Source organism: Sporosarcina sp. FA15, assembly GCF_051550195.1.
Classification (GTDB): domain Bacteria; phylum Bacillota; class Bacilli; order Bacillales_A; family Planococcaceae; genus Sporosarcina; species Sporosarcina psychrophila.
The window spans coordinates 4,283,764-4,303,691 of the sequence record NZ_CP188818.1 but is presented as its reverse complement, the minus strand read 5'-3'; the positions used below and the strand labels follow the sequence as shown (position 1 = coordinate 4,303,691).

Below are 19,928 nucleotides of genomic sequence, written 5' to 3'. Positions count from 1 at the left end.
TACTCTTGGTACTGCTTCCTATCAACTATAGGTGATGTGTTCATTTACTGCCGAAAAAAAGCTATCCGATTGACCAGGGTATCGGCCAATCGGATAGCTTTTTCACTCTTCTTCTTCTGCTGGTAATTCGAACTCCACTTTCGACAACACATCAAAACCCGTTACTTGTGGTAAGTAATTCATCATGTATTTTGTCGCTCCGAAAAGTGGTGTTGAATCGGCAGCAAATATGGAAGGAGCATCTTCATAAATGTTTTCCATAAAAGGTCGTTCAAAAAATTGTAAGTCGGCATCGTCGTCAACTTCCATTCTATCTTCCGGATTAATACTATCGGCTAGATCGATATCCCCTGCAATCAACGCATTCAAGCGTGCAGTGTTATCAGGAATTGACTTGAAGATGATTTTTTCAAGCTTCGGCAAACTTTCTTGCCAATACTCTTGAAATTTTACAACTACGATTGCTTCATTCTGTTTCCCTTCGAAGTATTGGAACGGTCCCGTACCGATAGGATCGCTTTCAAATTCCTCATCGCTTTGTTCAAATACATTCGGACTAACAATCGAGAACGGACTCATCGTTAGATTTTTCAAGAATGATGCTTGTGGGTTATTCAACTTGATTGTTACAGTATCATCGCCGTCAGTCGCCACCGATTCAATAATACGACTGTCATCCCCTTTGAAACCATTAAATACCGAACTATAGAAAGGAAACTCTTCTGCATCGCCGTTAGTCCAGCGCTCAAAGTTTTTTATGACTGCATCTGCATTAAAATCTGTACCGTCATGGAATTTGACATCTTTCCGCAACTGGAACGTGTACGTCAAACCGTCTTCACTAGAATCCCACTTTTCTGCCAAGCCTGGAACTACAGTCGTGCCCTGCTCATCCAGATTCACGAGTGTCTCATAAAGATTGACAGTAACATGGGTGGAATCCCCTTCCTTCATATGGGCTGGGTCTAGTGACGTGGAATTCCCGCTATGTCCGTAAACTAATATTTTCTTTGCATTTACCTTCGTACTCTCATCGTCCAAACCCGATGAAGTACACGCACCAAGTATTACCGAAAGGGAAACAATCACTATCAAAGCCAATGGCCCAAACTTTACTTTTTTCATAAAAATCCCTCCATTATTCTAAATCATCGCGATTCCACTCACTATGGATCTGATAACCGCTAAAACGCTCCGAACTCCGACCTAATTATTATATAGGAGTTTCAACTAAATCCAATGCCCTTTTCGTCAAGTTCAATGGGAAGTTATTTTTTCAACGTTAGAATAACTATATATGTTAAAAAAATGAATGCCTATATAACTAATCTGGAGCCGCAGTACATTCAATAAGATTCTTTATTTGAACTATATATCATTTTGAATTTCCAAGTACTTGTACTTGGAACAAACCATAGTAAATTCCTTGTAATTTCATCAATTGCTCGTGTGTACCCGTCTCTTTTAACTGCCCTGAATCAATGACGAAAATCTTATCAGCATGTGTAATTGTCGACAAACGGTGAGCAACAATGAGGGTTGTTCTTTCATGCGCAAGTCGTTCAAGTGATTCCTGAATGAGCGCCTCACTTTCAAGGTCAAGTGCGGATGTCGCTTCATCTAAGATAAGGAGCGGTGGATTTTTCAAGAAGACACGTGCAATCGCAATTCGTTGCTTCTGACCACCCGATAACTTCACGCCACGTTCCCCTACTTTGGTATCGTAACCGAGCGGGAGCCCTTCGATGAACTCATGTGCATTCGCCGCTTTAGCAGCAGCAATCACTTCTTCATCTGTTGCATCCGATTTCCCCATCAAAATATTACTCTTCACGGAATCACTAAACAATATAGTATCTTGCAAAACAATTCCAATCTGTTCACGAAGCGATTTTATATTGACGTCACGCAAATCATACCCGTCAATACGCACAGTCCCGCCCGCCACATCATAAAATCTTGGTATCAAGCCAACGATAGTTGATTTCCCTCCGCCACTCATGCCTACAAACGCGACTGTTTCACCTGGCTTCACAGTGAAATTAATACCATCCAGGATTGTTTCCCCATCCTGTTCATACGTAAAGCTCACATTGTTGAACTCAATTTCCCCTTCAATTGGAGGTAGTTGGGTTGCACCGGACTTATTTGTTACATCATACTCCTGTTCCATCAAGTCAAAAACACGGTCCATAGAGGCAAATGACTGTGTGAGTGATGTCGATGCATTGACCAATCGTCGCAATGGATTATACACGCGATCGATGTATGCGATGAAGGCAACCATCGTTCCAACTGACAAATCATTATTGATAACCTGATAGCCCGCATACGCAAGAACGAGAAGCGGTGCAACATCAGTAATCGTATTGACAACTGCAAATGCTTTCGCATTCCACTTTGTATGATCAATTGCTTTATCGAGGAAGTTGCCATTTGTCTTATCGAAACGTTGTTGTTCCTCATCTTCAAGTGCAAAGCTTTTTATGACACTTACTCCAGAAACGCGTTCATGCAGGTAGCTTTGCACATCCGCAAGTGCTTGGGATCGTTTCCCAGTCAACTCCCGCAGTTTCCCGAAAAAGTGTTTGACGCTGTACGCATAAAAAGGGAATGCAAGTAGAGTCACAAGCGTCAGCGGAACATCCATTGTCAGCATAATGACAACTGCGATGATGATTGTCGCGAGGTCAAGCCAAACATTCATAAGACCAATCATTACAAAGTTTTTCGTTTGCTCCACATCATTTATAACGCGCGAAATGATTTCTCCAGCTCTTGTATTTGAATAGTAGCTAAGACTCAATTTTTGCAGATGTGAATACAATTCTTTCCGTATATCATACAAAATCTTATTGCTCACATACTGGGCATAATATTGCCGGTAATACTCAACTGGAGGGCGGATGATAAAGAACACAAGAACTGTCCCACCAAGCCAATAAAATAATTGGCGCGTCATCTCTGCTTTAGTAAGTGTATCCGATCCGATAATGTCATCAATTACAATTTTCATCAGCAATGGAATGAATAAAGGAATTGCGAATTTTACAATTCCAATAAGTATCGTCAATATTATTAACCAGTTGTATGGCTTAACAAACTTCATATAGCGTTTTATACTGTCACCCATCTTTGTACCTCCTACTAAGAAAAGCGTAAGGCGCCGTTTAGCCCCGACAAGTTGGAGGGATGCAGTTCAATCCCTCCCGAAAGACTTGATGATAAAGGCGATCTTTGCCTTTTCGGCAAGACTGAAGCGACTCGAGGGGCTGGCGCCTGGAGTCTAGCTTCCGACCCGAGTTAAAAATGCCTGTCGCAATCTTTCGCGACAGGCATAAGTGAAAAAGGAAGGCAGTCTAAGGTTGCTATATCCTGTCGCAACGACTGCATCCTTGCAATTGCAATCAGGCTTTTCACTTACTTTTCTTGACCTGTTTGTAGAATTCATATCTGGAAGTCCATACTTCAATGAAGTCGGAAGCAAATGGTCCCCTCCGCTGCTTAATCCACCCTAGCAAGGTATCCAGGTTCTTTTGTAATATCTGATCGATGACATCAGGATAGCCCATTTGTTTCCTGTGTTCAGCATATTCATCCTCGTCAAGAATCATATAACTCATATCCGGGAACACTTTTACGTCAAGGTCATAATCAATATACTTCAATGATTTGTTATCATAAACGAAAGGTGAGCTCATGTTAATGTAATAATAAACACCATCTTCTCTTAACATGCAAATGATATTGAACCAATGCTCAGCGTGAAAATAGCAAATGGAAGGCTCGCGTGTCAACCATGTGCGTCCGTCCGACTCTGTTACAAGCGTCCTTTCATTTGCACCGATGACAATATTACGCGTTCCTTTCAATACTACAGTTTCCTGCCAAACCCGATGGATTTTACCATTATGTTTATAACTATGTACTTGTATCGTTTCTCCTTCTTTAGCAATCGTCATGATTAACCCACCTTTTGGTTGCCGGAAAATTTCGAAGCCATTATTATCTCATCATTATACCAACAGAACGGTACTATTTGAAACCTTTCAACTTTTATTTCCATTCATGACGTCATTTGTATCCATAAAAAACCGGCAGAAGCGTAAAGCTCCTGCCGGCCGGCGGTATCCATTTACTTATTTCGAACCGTTCTCGAACTGATTCGAGCGCTGTCCAGAAGCATTGGTTTTGTTTGCTTCGGATTGTTGGTTTTGTTTCCTAACTTGATTTACATCAGTTTCGGAACCAAACTCCTCAGTCATCGCATTTTGATTTTGTTTTTGGTTGTGCATTTTTTGCATTGATTGTTGGTTTTGTTTCTTAACCTGATTTACATCAGTTTCAGAAGCAAACTCCTCATTCATTGCATTTCGGTTTTGTTGTTGTGATGCTTGGTTCTGTTTTCGTACTTGGTTCGCATCAGTTTGATTCGGGTTATTTTTGGTCAATGGATTTTCACCTCCGTACAACTATCATGTGCAAGGAGACATTTTTTATTCAATTGGAATTTTTTACAGTAAAATCGAACGTCCGCCGTCGACAATAATCGTCTGTCCACGAATCATATCCGAATCAGCCGAGATCAGGAACATCGCCGCTTTCACCATGTCTTCAATTTCAACCATGCGACCCGCTGGCGTATTAATACGCGCATCTTCTAGCAATTCATCACGATTAGGGAAATGTTTTAGTGCTTCGGTATCAAGCGCGCCGCCCGAAACAGTATTAACAGCAATTCCTAGTGGCGCAAGCTCGACAGCCAGGTAGCGAGTCAACGATTCAATTGCCGCTTTCGAAACGCCTACTGTCGTGTAGTTGTCAAGATATCGAATAGATCCAAGTGAGCTAACTCCAAGGATTTTTCCGCCTTTGTCCATAAGTCTTGCCGCTTCTTGTGCGCCAAATAGCATTGCTTTCGCATTGATATTCATCGTCCAATCCCAATGTGTTTCTTCGAGTTCCATAATTGGACGCAAAACACCCGATGCTGCGTTTGAAACAAATACGTCTAAACGGCCGAATTCCTCTTTTACTTGTTCAAACATCGTACGAAGTTTTTTAACATCACCGACATTTGCACGGATCATAATTGCTCTCCTGCCAAGTGCCTCGATTTCTTTCACTGTTTCTTCAGCTGCAGAACGGCTTCGTGCATAATTCACTACAATATCATAACCTTGTTTTGCGAGTTCAATCGCAAGTGCTTTTCCTAATCCTCTTGAACTTCCTGTCACCATTGCTACTTTATTTTCAGCCATCATTTTAGTCCTCCTCGTTTAATTTCATCCCAAATTTTTAAAACCGGCACTGGTTTCGGCAGCGCTTCCACTTCTTCCTGCGAGAAAAACTGGTAACCATCAGGGATTATATCAGTCTTTTCAATCCGTGCCCCGAAGCTTTTCATCTCCCATGTCAAATGGGAAAAGATATGTTTGAAAATTAGTATATCAACTATCCCCACTAGTTCGATACCGAAATGTTCATGAGCCATTTTTTGTGGTGTTTTATCATCCGCTGGCTCGACCATTGGAAACTCCCACAAACTTGCAAGTAGCCCTTTCGAAGGTCGTTGCCGCATTAACCACTCACCTTCACTATTTTGAATTGCAAATGATGCAACAGGTATAATTTTCATTTTCGTTTTCTTCGTTTTCACGGGTAACTCCTCTTGCCTGCCTTCTTGGAAAGCTAAACAAAAGTCTCGAACCGGACATAGAAGGCATTTCGGTTTTGGGGTACAAATTGTCGCGCCAAGCTCCATCAGTCCTTGATTAAAAGAGGAAGGATCTTCTTGGTCTATTAAATCCATGACTACCGTTTCAAAAATCTTTTTTGTACGCGGAATCGCAATATCTTCTTCTATAAGAAGCAATCTCGATATGACACGCATAACATTCCCATCTACGGCATGCTCAGGAACCCCGTAAGCGATACTGAGAACCGCTCCAGCAGTGTACGGGCCAACGCCTTTCAATGTGGAAATCTCCGTTCGATTGGAAGGAACCTCTCCACCATAATCCGACACAACTTCCCTCACTCCTGCTTGTAAGTTCCTTGCCCGCGAATAATAACCAAGACCTTCCCACATTTTCAATAAATCGTTTTCTTCCGCTCCCGCAAGTGCTTCCATCGTCGGAAAACTTGCGATAAACCGTTCATAATAAGGTATAACGGTATCAACCCTCGTTTGTTGCAACATCACTTCGGAGACCCAAATGTAATATGGATTCGACGTTCTTCTCCAAGGTAAATCCCTTTTTTCACGACGATACCAGGAAAGAAGCGCTTCGCGAAATTCGTCTTTCTTCACTATTATTTGCATCATTTCCTCCTTATCGCATATGCTTATCATTGAGCATAAACGGGTATTGATATGTATATGGCTTCTAACTTTCATTCAGCAAATCTTTTTGTACTGAAAGCGAAACGTCAGCTACAGAAGTCTCCCACTCTATTAAGTGGCGAGATGAATACGAACGAATCTACAGGGAGGAATGAACTGCAATTCCTCCTCGTTGGCCCGGATGTCACAGATTTTGTAGGTAGTGGAGCAAGCTCAATTCAAAGTCTGGGCTTAATCACTCCGAGGTGGGATTAAAAAAGTCAATCCAATGCTTGGCACGACTGTTTAGGTAAAAGGAGTGATAATTTGGATACTGGAACACATATTGTTATGGGTGTCGCACTTGGCGGCCTCGCTCTGGCGGATCCTGTCGTTTTAGCTGATAGTGCGACACTGGGTGCCGTCGTTGCAAGTGTTATTGTCGGTTCACTTATCCCGGATATCGATACCGTATTAAAATTGAGAAATAACGCTGTCTACATACGGCATCACAGAGGGATTACACATTCGATTCCCGCGGTATTATTATGGCCGCTACTTATTACAATACTTATGTCGCTTATCGTCCCAGAAGCCAACTTCTTACATGTATGGGCTTGGACCTTTTTAGCCGTCTTTCTACATGTCTTTGTCGACATCTTCAATTCCTATGGAACGCAGGCATTACGGCCGTTTTCCAACAAGTGGGTCGCCATCGGAGTCATTAACACATTCGATCCAATTATTTTCATATTACACGCCATCGCGCTAATTATTTGGGCAATGGGGGTAAATCCGGTCTATACGATTTTGACGACATACGTAATAATATTCTTTTATTATTTATTGCGATTTGCGGTCAAATCGGCCGTTAAAAAAGCCGTCTTTTATACGGTCCCCGATGCGACGGAAATTATTATCGCACCGACAATGCGCTTTTTCCAATGGAGAATAGCTGCTTCATCAAAAGAGTGCCACTATGTTGGACGTGCTTACGGTAGATCTGTTAATATTTACGATCGCTTTAGTCGGGAACCTATGCCAAAATCCCCTGAAATTGATGTGGCAATGGGCGATAAAAACATTAAAGCTTTCACATCATTTTCACCCATTTACAGATGGTCTATTACCTACATCGATGACATCTGTGAAGTACGCTTAATCGATCTTCGTTACCGTAGCAAAGGCTATTACCCATTTGTTGCTGTTGCACATATTGACAAGGAACTGAACGTCATCAATTCATATACAGGATGGATTTTCTCCGAGGATAAGTTACGCAAAAAACTCAACTTTGCACCTAACTCATGAGACGAAGGTAAGTAAATACAAGTTTCTCTATATGGATTGATGTCTAGACTCCAGACGCCAGCCCCTCGAGTCGCTTCAGTCACGCTGAAAAGGCAAAGTACGCCTTTATCATCAAGACTTCCAGCAGGGAGGGATTGAACTGCATCCCTCCTACTTGTCGGGGCTAAACGGCGCCTTACGCTTTTCTTATTTACCTTCTTTTACTGATTTTAGCATGGCAATCGGTAGCGCCTCATCTGCACGTTCGCCCCCAAGTCTGTAACCCCAGGCAAAACGTCCTTTTAAGTAGTCGACTTGAAAAAACATTCCTTCGTCCCCGTCAATCCGATACATTTCACCAGGCACAATTGTACTTGGGTCAATTAGATAAGATTGTGCCATAACCATTTTGCGTTGGTACACCGCATACTCATTAAGAATGCCCAATTGTTCGGCTTTGCGCGCTTTTTCACGCAGTCGTCCGATTTCTGTACGTAATTCATGTTCTGTCATTGCACTATATTTTTTTTCAATCTCCATCTTCTTCATTCTCCTTTTTATCAATGAAATGATCAATTTGCTCAAATGGGATACCCTTTTGATACATCGCCTGTTTTACTTTGTCGTTCAAGGTCCGTCCACTAAATTTCGAGCTATAGCGACGCCATGCTTTCTCTCCTATTGAATCGGCGATGGATGTCCATTCATCTTCCTCGCGCTCAAAATTAATAGTCGCAAGTGCTTGTTTAATAAGGTCGAAGGAATACCCTTTTCGAAGCAATGCATTTTGGATTTTTTGTTTTAATTGAGCTGGGGCTACAGAGCGGTTTGAATTTGCTGTCTTCTCTGCAAGTTTCGTTGCGACTTTAAGCTGTTCATCTTCCGAATAAGATTCAAGCACTTTGATCTGTAGTTCCTTCCCTATCCCTCTTTTATGCATCTCTTGCTGAATTGCTTTAGGGCCTTGACCGGATGAATTTTTCCGAGTTTGAAGAAGTGCATCTGAATAGGTTTCATCATTTAGAAATCCAAGGCTTTTCAACTTCACGAGTGCTTCTAGTACAATTGCTTCCCCATATCCTAATTCCAAAAGTTTTTTCTTCACTTCAAACTCACTGCGCATTCTGAAACCAAGATAATGGAGTGCTCGATTAAATGCTTTCCGTATCTCGTCTTCATAGACCATCTCATCAATCGACCAGTCTTCAAGGGACATCCCTTTCGTTAGACCGAATTTGACAAGCACCGATTCGTGGACACTGTATGCATACTTTTCATCTAGGAAAATATTGTATCGTTCGAGATCTTTTTTCTGTTGTGATATTTTAGTAATAACAGGCACTTTTAACACGCCTCCCTTGCTTTCTTTTTAGTATACATGTTCCGTCCTTGTGCTTCAGCTTAATTGGTTTCAATATAGGGTATAGAATCCTAATGGGGGTGTCGGAAAATGAAAATCGTCATTGCAGGTGGATCTGGTTTTGTCGGACAGAAATTAACGGATACTTTATTGAATGAAGGCCATGAAATCATCATTTTATCCAGAAAAGATAGTAAAATTGATGGCAATATAAAATACGTTAAATGGCTTCAGGAAGATACCTATCCGGAAAATGAAATTATTTCAGCTGATGCCTTCGTCAACCTTGCCGGCGTATCCATCAACGAGGGGCGTTGGACCGCTGAACATCGTAAACAAATCTACGCAAGTCGAATGGAAGCAACCGATGAATTACTGCGAATCATCTCCGCTTTGCAAACAAAACCGGCTGTACTTGTAAACGCTAGTGCAATTGGTATTTATCCAGCATCGGAAGATAATGTTTACACAGAAGAATCACTGGATTATGCGGACGACTTTCTCGGTCAGACTGTAACAGACTGGGAAAAGAAAGCAGTATCAGTCGAATCTGAGGGAATACGCGTCGTATTTATGAGATTCGGGGTCATACTCGGAATAGACGGCGGAGCATTGCCACTTATGGTACTGCCGTACAAATTATTTGTGGGCGGACCAGTCGGCACGGGCAATCAGTGGGTATCTTGGGTGCATATAGAAGATGTCGCACATGCAATTGCTTTTACACTCAGCAATCCACAAGTTTACGGACCCGTAAACGTCACATCACCCTTTCCCAAACGAATGAAGTACTTCGGTAAAACAATCGGTTCAGTGTTACATAGACCACACTGGATACCAGTTCCTTCATTCATAATGAAAATAGTGCTTGGTAAAAAAAGCTCACTCGTTCTAGAAGGTCAGCATGTCTTACCCGAAAAACTACTGAACAACGGTTTTAAGTTTCATTTTCCGACGCTAGAGTCTGCACTAAATGATTTGTACAATAAAGACGTATAGTTCGGCTTCAACTGCGCATCCTACCCTAAAAGGAAAGGTGCGTTTTTGATGATAAAAAAACATGGACCAGGTATTTTATTAGCAACTTTCATTGTAATGGTAGGATTTGTTTTTAATCCATTTTCAGCTAAGGCAGATGAATTTCATTGGGGCTTCAAGAAAGCTACAGGGGGGATCCAGCCTAGTGCTGGCGCTGCACTTGATTCAATGCTCGATAAACATGGGGCCATTTATAAAGGAAAGCCTGACGAAAAAATTGTCTATTTGACGTTCGATAACGGCTATGAAAACGGCTATACGGAAAGTATTTTAGATACATTGAAAAAAGAGGACGCTCCGGCGACATTCTTTCTCACGGGACATTACTTAAAAAGTGCTCTCCCCCTCGTCAAACGGATGATTGCGGAAGGCCATGGAATCGGCAACCATACGTATGGACACCCGAACTTGGCCAATCTATCCGAACAGAGAATGGAAGAAGAATGGACTAAATTCGACAAGCTGTTGAATGAAGTAACCGGACTCGAACGGACATACTACACTAGGCCTCCTGAAGGCGTATTCAATGACAAAGTCCTCGCCAAAGGCAACGAACTCGGATACAGGCATATTTTCTGGTCAGTCGCATTCATTGACTGGTACGCCGATAAACCCAAAGGTCGTGACTTTGCTTATGGTGAACTAATGAAACAGCTACATCCCGGCGCCGTCATTCTAATGCACACAGTTTCGCCTGATAACGCACAAGCTTTACCTTCCTTTATCCAAGACGCCAAGAAAGCAGGTTATACTTTCCAAACGCTTGACGATCTTGTTTTGGAATACGAAAACGTCAACTCGATTTTGAGGTAATACGAAATGCGTAAGGCGCCTGCTAGACAAGAACAAAAGCGCAAGCGCCTGTTAAGGAACGCAGCTTATCCACAGTACGTGATTTTATAGTTTCCTAAGCTTAGAAAAAGCGTCCATTATTGGACGCTTTTTCTTATGCTGCAATCGGGCGTTGCTTCAGTTTCCCAATAAAAGAAACAACGAACAACACAGCCAAAAACAATGAAATCAGCAGTAGGAAACTAAACCCGGCATCAAACTCTAGGAAGAGACCACCCAGAAATGGACCTGTCAAACTGCCTAAGCTAAAGAAAATTCCGCATAACAAGTTCCCCGTCGGTAACAGATGCTTCGGTGTCAAATCGGACATGTACGAAATACCAAGGGAAAAAATAGAACCTGAAAAAAGTCCAGCAACGAAAAACATAACTATAACAGCAGTTATAGATGTTTCCATAGTACTTGCGATGAAAAACGAGATTGATCCACCTCCGAGTGCAGCAAGAAAGACAGGTCTTCTTCCTATCTTATCGGATAGCATACCAAGAGGTAACTGAGAAATAATCCCTCCTACAGAAAATGTGGCGAGAATAATTGTTACAGATGTAAATTCAATGCCATTTCTGAGCGCATATACCGGATACATCGCGTTAAGTGTTGACTCAAGAAAACCGTATCCAAATGGCCCTAGAAAAGCAAGCCAAGCAACAGCCATCGTTCCTTTAAAACGTGCGGAAAGTCGTTCATTATCGGACTTTCCTTTCATAATATCCGGGAAGTCATTTTTCAGCATGAAGACTAGCGACCATGCAAGCATGCACAGTAATCCCGATACAATGAACGGTAAGCCTTCAAACACATTGACAAGTGGCGCTAATAAGGGACCCGCCGCAAATCCGACGCCGAATGACAAACCATAAATCGCAATATTGCGACCCAATCTTTGTTGCGGTGAAAAACTAGTAATCCATGTTTGAGTTGAAAAATGAAGTGCATGGTCCCCGATGCCAATAAACAACCTAAGTACGTACCAAAACACGACGCTTTTCCATAATGGGAACAGCAGTAACGATATAAAAACAAGCATCCCGCCCCCAACAATAATTGGCTTATAGCCAAAACGCCGGAGCGGCGCCTCCATAAACGGTGAAACAAGTAACGTTCCTATGTATAAACCCGTAGCATTCAAACCATTCATTGAACTCGAAATGCCATCCTTTTCGAAGATGGCCGAAATAAGCGGCAACAGCATGCCTTGTGAAAATCCAGAAATCGAGACAATAATAACAAGTATCCAAAAACGGCGCTTCTCTTGTTGTGAAAAAGTATCCATGAATAACCGCTCCCTGCTTTAAAGATCATTGTATAATTTTAGCACATGAAAACGGTGATTACGCAAAAAAATATAAAGGCCCAGTCCATATCTGTTTGTCAGATTACGGCTGAGCCTTTACGTATGAATTGAACCTTCACTTTCCATCTGCATAAGTCGTATTAGTCTCCTGGCACACTGCCAGCGGACACTTACGAATCCCCTCCTTCTTAAATTCTTTCACTTCGTCTTTAACCTGTTCTCGCTACCTTTCTATAATTTTATGTTTACTTCTCACATTTACATTCAAGCAATCACTAACGCTGTCTGTATTTTTTTGAGACTCCACCTCCACAGGACTAAATTTGGGTATAACGATACCTACATTGTTGAGCTTTCTTTTTTTTAATTAAAGTTCTCAACCTCCTTGGTTTCCGTTGTGATTACCCTTACCGTCATCCTCCCTTTCGTTTGATTAAATGAATCATAGCACATAGATTATGTATTGTAAAGATTATGTTAAAAAGAATATTCAACTACTTGAAAAGGTTCTATTCCCCTTCATTGATAAATTCCGTTTTTTCGTTTACGCTTATACTAATGAAAAGAGGTGTACGGATTGGACAAAGCACAAAATAACGGACATGTTGAAGGATTAAAAACTAGGCTTCATCAATTTCTTGAAACGCTGGATACAATTGAACCAGAAACAGCTGACCTTCAGGAAATCGATCAGCTAATAAGTTTGCTAGACGACCTTGAAGAACAGATGGAAAAAATCAAATTAGATAAGTAACAGGCTATAACTACAGGGGGAAATCGAGAATGTACATAGAACAACTTGAAAAAAGCATGTATGATCTCATCTGCGAAACTTCCACGAATCTTCCAAAAGATGTGCGTCGAAAAATCCTTGCAGCAAAAGAGCTAGAAGATGCCGGTACACGAGCAGCAATGAGTCTTGAGACGATTACAAAAAACATCAATATGGCTGATGAAAAAATGTCGCCAATCTGCCAGGATACCGGCATGCCAACATTTAAAATCAAAACACCAGTCGGAGTCAACCAAATTGAAATCAAGGCCGCTGTTAAGCGCGCAATTGTACAAGCCACAAAAGACACTAAACTCCGTCCAAACTCTGTCGACTCACTGACGGGTGATAATAGCGGAGATAATCTTGGTACAGGTGTCCCCGTTGTGAAATTTGAACAATGGGAACAAGATCATATCGAAGTGAAACTGATTCTAAAAGGCGGCGGCTGTGAGAATAAAAACATTCAATATAGCCTACCTGCAGAACTCGACGGACTTGGTCGTGCTGGACGCGATCTTGATGGCATCCGTAAATGTATTTTACACTCTGTTTATCAAGCCCAAGGGCAAGGGTGTTCTGCGGGTTTCATTGGCGTCGGAATCGGCGGAGACCGCGCTTCGGGCTACGAACTTGCGAAAGACCAACTTTTCCGCGAAGTAGACGACCTAAATCCGAATCCGAAACTTGCTGACCTTGAAGAATATGTCCTGGAATCAGCAAACAAACTCGGCATCGGTACAATGGGCTTCGGTGGCGAGGTTACCCTCCTCGGTTGTAAAATTGGCGTCATGCACCGGATCCCTGCAAGCTTCTATGTTTCTGTAGCATATAACTGTTGGGCATACCGCCGAATGGCTGTGGATATCGATGCTGGATCTGGTAATATTACGAACTGGCATTACAATGATGGAGAAAAAATTGCTTTCGCACAAGATGATAATAATCAAGATGAAGCGAAACAAACTGCACGTACTGTCGAGCTCATGGCCCCAATTTCAGAAGAACAGATCCGTGATTTAAATGTCGGCGATGTTGTTAAAATCAGCGGAATGATGTATACAGGTCGTGATGCGATCCATAAATACTTATCAGAAAATGACTCACCTATCGATCTTGATGGACAAATCATTTATCATTGTGGCCCGGTTGTGATGAAAAATGAAGATGGTAGTTATGAAATCAAAGCTGCGGGACCCACAACATCAGCACGTGAAGAACCATATCAAGGCGACATCATGAAAAAATTCGGAGTGCGTGCTGTTATCGGTAAAGGCGGTATGGGTCCGAAAACGTTGGCGGCTTTAGAAGAACATGGCGGCGTCTACTTAAATGCAATTGGTGGTGCTGCGCAATATTATGCCGACTGTATTAAAGCAGTCGAGGGTGTCGACCTTCTTCAATTCGGTATCCCTGAAGCAATGTGGCATCTGCGCGTTAAAGATTTCACCGCAGTTGTGACGATGGACTCGCACGGCAACAGCTTGCATGCTGATGTCGACAAGTCTTCGCTTGAAAAACTGTCTCAGTTTAAAGAAAAAGTTTTTAGCTAATTGAGTAAGGCATCTTAATGTCGGAGTAATCCCGGCATAAGATGCCTTTTTTTAATTAGACGTTGGTTAATAGTCCGTGAAGTAGAGCGAACTTGCGGAAATCTATACGACAGTCTAAAAACTCTATGAACAATCCACTGAACTGGACGACAGAACTAGAATAATCTGCGGTAAGCCTCACTAACTACTAACTCCCTCATCCCAACCTCCAATACAAAATAGTATCTATTTCTTTTCCAGTTGGATATACTATGTTTATTAACAATAATAATTATCAACTGATATCAATTATCATCTATTAACATTAGTCGGTTCCCATCAATGGGAACCGACTTTCATACTTTAATGAGCCATTTGAAATTGACTATCATTATCAATTAGGAGGTAATAACTGTGACTATTCTCACTGAACAACAGCCAAAAGAAGCTATAACATGGCCAGCACATCTTGAATTGATTGCTGCGATTCTATCAGGTGCACTAATTCTTACAGCTTGGATAAGTGGTAAGTACGGATTGGAAACCCTTTCTGTCCCCCTCTATATCACCGCCTTTATTATAGGTGGATTCGCCAAAGCGAAGGAAGGTATTGAAGATACGATTAACGACAAGGAACTGAATGTCGAGATGCTAATGGTGTTCGCAGCAATCGGTGCTGCATTTATTGGATACTGGGCGGAGGGAGCGGTCCTTATTTTCATCTTTGCACTCAGTGGTGCGCTTGAAAGCTACACGCTAAATAAAAGCCATAAGGAAATCTCCGCACTTATGGAATTACAGCCTGAAGAGGCGTGGCTCCTTCAAGAAGATGGTACTGCTATCAAAGTGGCAACCTCTTCCCTAAAGGTCGGATCCATTCTACTCGTCAAACCAGGCGAAAGGGTTCCGGTCGACGGGAATATCACTTTTGGTGTTTCTTCCATCGATATGTCTGCCGTTAATGGAGAATCCATTCCCGTCACAAAAGAAATCGGCGACGAACTATTCGCCGGTACAGTCAATTTAAGCGGTGCTATCCAAATAAAAATGACAAAGCCTAGTTCTGAAACACTTTTCCAAAAAATCATTACACTTGTTCAAAGTGCCCAAAGCGAGAAATCACCTTCACAGCAATTTATAGAACGATTTGAAGGAACGTATGTAAAAGCCGTTATCATCATGGTGCTAATCATGATGGTTGTGCCTCATTATTTGTTTGGATGGGATTGGATGACTACGCTCTATCGGGCAATCGTCCTGCTCGTCGTTGCATCTCCGTGTGCGCTAGTCGCATCTATTATGCCAGCGACACTTGCCGCGGTCTCTAACGGAGCAAAGAAAGGCGTTCTATTCAAAGGTGGTGTCCATCTAGAGCATTTGGGTTCACTTAAAGCGATTGCTTTTGATAAAACCGGTACTTTAACGAACGGTAAACCAATTGTCACAGACTTCTATGTACGTGATGGCGCAGATCCAGATGCAACACTAACGATGCTTGCAAGTATTGAATCCCAATCGAATCATCCACTTGCTGTCGCGATTACAAAATATGCGGTCAATAAAGGAATAACCTTAGACCGAAATCTTCACATTAAAGATGTACCTGGCCACGGTATCCGGGCAATTATTGATACACAAGAATTTCTCGTTGGAAATCCACGTTTTGTCGGCAAAGAATTGACAGAGGAATTTCAGCAAGGCGTCGCCCTCTCTCTTGCCGATGAAGGTAAAACAATTATCTTCATGAAAGATGATAAAGGTATTATCGCTGCGGCAGCACTAAGAGATTCGTTGCGCCCCGAGGCCATCGAGGCCATCACACAATTGAAAAAATCAGGTATTTTAACAATCATGTTAACAGGTGATAATGAAAAAACTGCTGCCGCTATTGCGAAACAGGCCGGACTCGATTCATACGTTGCAGAATGTCTGCCGGAAATGAAAGTCAATCATTTAAAACGCCTCCTGATCGACTACAAAAACGTAGGTATGGTCGGTGACGGGATCAATGATGCACCTGCACTTGCTACCGCAACATCAGGTATCTCAATGGGTGAAGGTACCGATGTTGCACTTGAAACAGCCGATATCGTTCTAATGCAAAATGACTTGAGACGTATCTCTTATGCCATCAAGTTATCTCGTAAAATGCAGCGGATTGTGAAACAGAATGTCTTGTTCTCCATTTCAATCATTTTGGTGTTAATTGTTTCAAACTTCCTGCAAGTCGTTGATCTGCCGCTTGGCGTTATCGGCCACGAAGGTAGCACTATCCTTGTCATTTTAAACGGGCTTAGGATGCTGAATCACATTGAATAATTCATTTATATCTCTATCTAACGATATAATTGGAATAGAGATCCCCTTGTAAGGCGCCTTCGCTCCGTTTATATAGGTATTCACTCGTTCAACATATATAGAAAAAAAGCAATGCGTCATTGTTACATGACTGCATTGCTTTTTGCTTTTGCTCTTTTCAACTGAGTCCTCTCAAATGTGACGGCATTCAGCTGTCCTCCCAGTATCAGAATAATAGCTGAGAAATATAACCACATCATTAATACAATAATTGCTCCGATACTACCATATGTACCCGAATAGCTTCCGAAGTTATTGACATAATATGAGAATCCAAATGATGTCAGAATCCAGCCTACCGTAGCAAATAATGCTCCTGGCAGCACACTTATAAAGTGAATTTTTAAGTTGGGTACCAGCCAATAAATAAGTGAAAACACGAAGAAGATTAGTACAGGTGGCAATACCCAGCGCAGACTACCCCACAAAGTGATGAATCCATCTTCAAGTCCCATATAAGAGAATACTAGTACGCCAATCTGTTGCCCGAACACTGGTAATACAAGGGCGACTACCAACACGGCGACGAGTAAGATAGTAAAGACAACCGACATACCGCGGGCCACGATGAACGAACGTGATTCCTCCGTAAAATAAGATCGGTTCAAAGCTTTCGTCAGTGCGTTCATTCCTTTAGATGCTGACCACACCGTCGCAAGTATCCCAAATGATAGTAAACCACCATTGCGGTTTTGCAAGATTTCTTTTAATGTGTCCTCGATTAGCGTAGCAACGCTCTCTGGTGCATAGTCTCGAATCAATAAGAGAACTTCCGCTTGGTTAAAGTTTAGATAAGGTAACAATGTCATTATAAAGATTAGTAGGGGAAAAAGGGACAAAAGGAAAAAGAAGGCGAGTTGCGAGCCAATGCCCGTCACGTCGACTTTTTTTATCCGGACAAGCAGTTCTTTGAAAAATCCATTTGTTGTCGTGACATCAAATTGCTCAAGTTCACCTTCTTTTACATCATCCAAAAACTTCATGGCTGCGGAGTCTGCCATAAAGCCATCCATCTTCTCCTTATACTTGCTAGTTTTCTCTTCTTGGATCGGTGTAGGTGTTGAACGTTCATCATTCTTCAAACTTTCGTCACCCCTTTCAATACAGTTTACTTTTAAAACCGACACTATATTCCTATGGTGTTTCACTAACAATTGACTTGTATTCATCTTTCGATTCAACAAATGCATCCTTTGTGTCCATGACTAAACCTTTAACTTGTGGCGTAAGTGCTTTTAACTCTTCTACTTGTGCTTTAATATATGATGCATCGTCCGATAGTTGTTCAAAGACAGACTTATACTTGTCTTTCTTCTCTTCCAATTTCCATCTTAGCACATCAGTATTTTTCGCATAATACTTCATTTCCGATATACAATTATTTGATTTCTTTACGATATGTTTCCGCGTACTCCGATCGAACATACTTACAACCGCACCCGTAAGTGCACCAACAATAATAAACGTACCAAATTTGCTATTACCCATTATAAGCCCTCCAATTCAAACTCTTTCGCATATACAATTATACCCCAGCTAAAGGAAATACAAACAAATTGTCGAATTTAAAAAATAAAGCTTGACGAATGATGATAATTTTCGGAATATTGACAATAGGGATGACGAATTAGAGAGACTGAGAGGATGTGAGCTAAAAGGGAATAGGGGTTCACGAAAAATAAATTACTTGGGGGTAATGAAATGGATGGATTAACAGCTTTTTTGGATAAGGCCAGCGGATTTATTTGGGGACCGCCTTTGCTTATCCTTCTCGTCGGAACAGGTATCTTTTTAACATTAAGACTAGGACTTATTCAAATACGTATGTTGCCTTATGCACTAAAACTCGTTTTCTCAAGAAATCAGGATAAAACATCAGAAGGTGATATTTCTCACTTCCAGGCACTGATGACAGCGATGGCCGCCACAGTCGGCGTGGGGAACATCGTCGGAGTTGCAACAGCAATTTACTTTGGTGGTCCAGGCGCTGTGTTCTGGATGTGGATGGCCGGATTCTTCGGGATGGCTACAAAATATGGAGAAGCAATTCTTGCAGTTAAATATCGGGTCAAGGATGCCAATGGACAAATGGCGGGCGGACCAATGTACTATCTTGAACACGGTCTGAAAATGAAATGGCTCGGCGTCTTATTCGCTATTTTTGGCGCGATTGCAGCATTTGGAATCGGTAACGGAACACAATCGAAAGCAGTTGCCGATGTCTTGAATTCAACGTTTAGTGTTCCCCATTGGATTACAGGACTTGTTCTTGTTGTCTTAGGCGGAATGGTTATTATTGGAGGCATTAAAACGATTGGTAAGGTTACATCGTTTTTCGTCCCGGTTATGGCAGGTTTCTATTTAATAGCAGGTTTAATCGTAATGATTTTGAACTTCAACTTGATTCCAGAAGCTTTTGCAACGATATTCAAATTTGCGTTTACTGGTGAAGCAGCTGTTGGGGGCGCAATCGGTGCGGCAATCCGTTTCGGGGTAGCACGTGGTCTCTTCTCCAATGAGGCAGGTCTTGGATCTGCTCCGATTGCTGCTGCTGCAGCTAGAACAGACTTACCAGGTCGTCAAGCACTCGTTTCCATGACACAAGTATTATTCGATACCCTAATCATCTGTTCAATTACCGGGGTAACAATCGTCATGTCTGGCATGTGGAAAGACAAGAGCATTGAAGCCGGCTCTCTCACAGCTGCCGCGTTCGGCGAGTTCCTTGGAGGTGCTGGGCCGATTGTTGTTGCAATCGGATTGATATTCTTTGCAACATCAACAATTTTCGGTTGGGCTTATTACGGCGAGAAGTGTTTCCAATACCTATTCCCGAATCCTAAAGTTCTAATCTACTACCGTATTGTATTTATTGGAGTCATCTTTGTTGGTGCTACAGCAACTCTTGATGCTGTTTGGTTATTCGCTGACGTAATGAACGGACTCATGGCAATACCAAACTTAATTGGACTTCTCGGATTATCTGGGGTCATCGTCTTTGAAACAAAACGCTTCAATGCAAAACTCAAAGAGGAAAGAGAAGCCGCAAAACGAGGTTGATTTCCAATTCTATTTGACAGTCCGGGAGAATAATGAAATGATAGGTC

The 19,928-nt window shown here is 41.9% G+C and carries 18 protein-coding genes; 7 read left to right on the top strand and 11 right to left on the bottom strand.

Translation table 11 applies throughout. From position 1 onward, the window contains the following. Window positions 1-102 precede the first annotated feature (102 nt). From ACP8HG_RS20445 to mutY, 6 genes are all read right to left on the bottom strand, one after another. On the bottom strand, window positions 103-1,125 hold the full coding sequence (locus ACP8HG_RS20445) for an ABC transporter substrate-binding protein (RefSeq protein WP_187046653.1): 1,023 nt from the start codon (window positions 1,123-1,125) through the stop codon (window positions 103-105). Between the two features lie 250 nt (window positions 1,126-1,375). After that, window positions 1,376-3,133: an ABC transporter ATP-binding protein gene (locus ACP8HG_RS20440; RefSeq protein WP_067205817.1), complete on the bottom strand. Its 1,758-nt coding sequence runs from the start codon at window positions 3,131-3,133 to the stop codon at window positions 1,376-1,378. A gap of 283 nt (window positions 3,134-3,416) precedes the next feature. Beyond that, window positions 3,417-3,962 carry a nucleoside tri-diphosphate phosphatase gene (ntdP, locus tag ACP8HG_RS20435; RefSeq protein ID WP_067205814.1) on the bottom strand — a complete coding sequence of 182 codons (546 nt, stop codon included), beginning with the start codon at window positions 3,960-3,962 and terminating at the stop codon, window positions 3,417-3,419. Window positions 3,963-4,139: 177 nt separating this feature from the next. Continuing rightward, window positions 4,140-4,451 (bottom strand): gamma-type small acid-soluble spore protein, encoded by a 312-nt coding sequence (locus tag ACP8HG_RS20430; protein ID WP_067205811.1) that lies wholly within the window; start codon window positions 4,449-4,451, stop codon window positions 4,140-4,142. Window positions 4,452-4,514: 63 nt separating this feature from the next. Beyond that, the gene (gene fabL / locus ACP8HG_RS20425) at window positions 4,515-5,261 is read right to left on the bottom strand and encodes an enoyl-[acyl-carrier-protein] reductase FabL (RefSeq protein ID WP_067205809.1); all 747 of its coding nucleotides are present in this window, start codon (window positions 5,259-5,261) and stop codon (window positions 4,515-4,517) included. Then, window positions 5,261-6,325 (bottom strand): A/G-specific adenine glycosylase, encoded by a 1,065-nt coding sequence (gene mutY / locus ACP8HG_RS20420; RefSeq protein ID WP_067205806.1) that lies wholly within the window; start codon window positions 6,323-6,325, stop codon window positions 5,261-5,263. Before mutY ends, fabL begins: the two co-directional genes overlap by 1 nt. 327 nt (window positions 6,326-6,652) lie before the next feature. Between mutY and ACP8HG_RS20415 the strand changes: the two genes are divergently transcribed. Continuing rightward, on the top strand, window positions 6,653-7,636 hold the full coding sequence (locus tag ACP8HG_RS20415) for a metal-dependent hydrolase (protein ID WP_421102247.1): 984 nt from the start codon (window positions 6,653-6,655) through the stop codon (window positions 7,634-7,636). Between the two features lie 186 nt (window positions 7,637-7,822). Here the strand turns inward: ACP8HG_RS20415 and ACP8HG_RS20410 are convergent, their stop codons facing one another. Both ACP8HG_RS20410 and recX read right to left on the bottom strand, forming a co-directional pair. Continuing rightward, window positions 7,823-8,155 (bottom strand): YfhH family protein, encoded by a 333-nt coding sequence (locus tag ACP8HG_RS20410; protein ID WP_149582467.1) that lies wholly within the window; start codon window positions 8,153-8,155, stop codon window positions 7,823-7,825. Further along, a complete protein-coding gene (gene recX / locus ACP8HG_RS20405; protein WP_421102245.1) occupies window positions 8,145-8,957 on the bottom strand; it encodes a recombination regulator RecX in 813 nt (270 codons plus the stop codon). Before recX ends, ACP8HG_RS20410 begins: the two co-directional genes overlap by 11 nt. Before the next feature lie 108 nt (window positions 8,958-9,065). On the opposite strand from recX, the gene ACP8HG_RS20400 reads away from it, so the two are divergent. Then, on the top strand, window positions 9,066-9,974 hold the full coding sequence (locus ACP8HG_RS20400) for a TIGR01777 family oxidoreductase (RefSeq protein WP_421102244.1): 909 nt from the start codon (window positions 9,066-9,068) through the stop codon (window positions 9,972-9,974). A gap of 48 nt (window positions 9,975-10,022) precedes the next feature. Next, the gene (locus ACP8HG_RS20395) at window positions 10,023-10,826 is read left to right on the top strand and encodes a polysaccharide deacetylase family protein (RefSeq protein WP_067205789.1); all 804 of its coding nucleotides are present in this window, start codon (window positions 10,023-10,025) and stop codon (window positions 10,824-10,826) included. Between the two features lie 133 nt (window positions 10,827-10,959). Here the strand turns inward: ACP8HG_RS20395 and ACP8HG_RS20390 are convergent, their stop codons facing one another. Next, window positions 10,960-12,138 carry an MFS transporter gene (locus ACP8HG_RS20390; RefSeq protein WP_338653588.1) on the bottom strand — a complete coding sequence of 393 codons (1,179 nt, stop codon included), beginning with the start codon at window positions 12,136-12,138 and terminating at the stop codon, window positions 10,960-10,962. A gap of 598 nt (window positions 12,139-12,736) precedes the next feature. On the opposite strand from ACP8HG_RS20390, the gene ACP8HG_RS20385 reads away from it, so the two are divergent. The 3 genes from ACP8HG_RS20385 to ACP8HG_RS20375 all read left to right on the top strand — a co-directional run bounded on the left by ACP8HG_RS20385 (window position 12,737) and on the right by ACP8HG_RS20375 (window position 16,782). Next, complete coding sequence (locus ACP8HG_RS20385; RefSeq protein WP_187046647.1) at window positions 12,737-12,913, top strand: SE1561 family protein; 177 nt, start codon at window positions 12,737-12,739, stop codon at window positions 12,911-12,913. Window positions 12,914-12,942: 29 nt separating this feature from the next. Then, a complete protein-coding gene (locus ACP8HG_RS20380) occupies window positions 12,943-14,484 on the top strand; it encodes a fumarate hydratase (protein ID WP_067205783.1) in 1,542 nt (513 codons plus the stop codon). Window positions 14,485-14,877: 393 nt separating this feature from the next. After that, window positions 14,878-16,782, top strand: a complete 1,905-nt coding sequence (locus ACP8HG_RS20375; RefSeq protein ID WP_421102243.1) for a heavy metal translocating P-type ATPase — start codon at window positions 14,878-14,880, stop codon at window positions 16,780-16,782. 122 nt (window positions 16,783-16,904) lie between these two features. Here the strand turns inward: ACP8HG_RS20375 and ACP8HG_RS20370 are convergent, their stop codons facing one another. Both ACP8HG_RS20370 and ACP8HG_RS20365 read right to left on the bottom strand, forming a co-directional pair. Further along, window positions 16,905-17,903 carry a YihY/virulence factor BrkB family protein gene (locus ACP8HG_RS20370; RefSeq protein WP_335339514.1) on the bottom strand — a complete coding sequence of 333 codons (999 nt, stop codon included), beginning with the start codon at window positions 17,901-17,903 and terminating at the stop codon, window positions 16,905-16,907. A 52-nt stretch (window positions 17,904-17,955) separates the two neighbouring features. Continuing rightward, complete coding sequence (locus tag ACP8HG_RS20365) at window positions 17,956-18,309, bottom strand: hypothetical protein (RefSeq protein WP_067205777.1); 354 nt, start codon at window positions 18,307-18,309, stop codon at window positions 17,956-17,958. 213 nt (window positions 18,310-18,522) lie between these two features. Between ACP8HG_RS20365 and ACP8HG_RS20360 the strand changes: the two genes are divergently transcribed. Then, window positions 18,523-19,881 (top strand): alanine/glycine:cation symporter family protein, encoded by a 1,359-nt coding sequence (locus ACP8HG_RS20360; protein ID WP_067205774.1) that lies wholly within the window; start codon window positions 18,523-18,525, stop codon window positions 19,879-19,881. Window positions 19,882-19,928 lie beyond the last annotated feature (47 nt).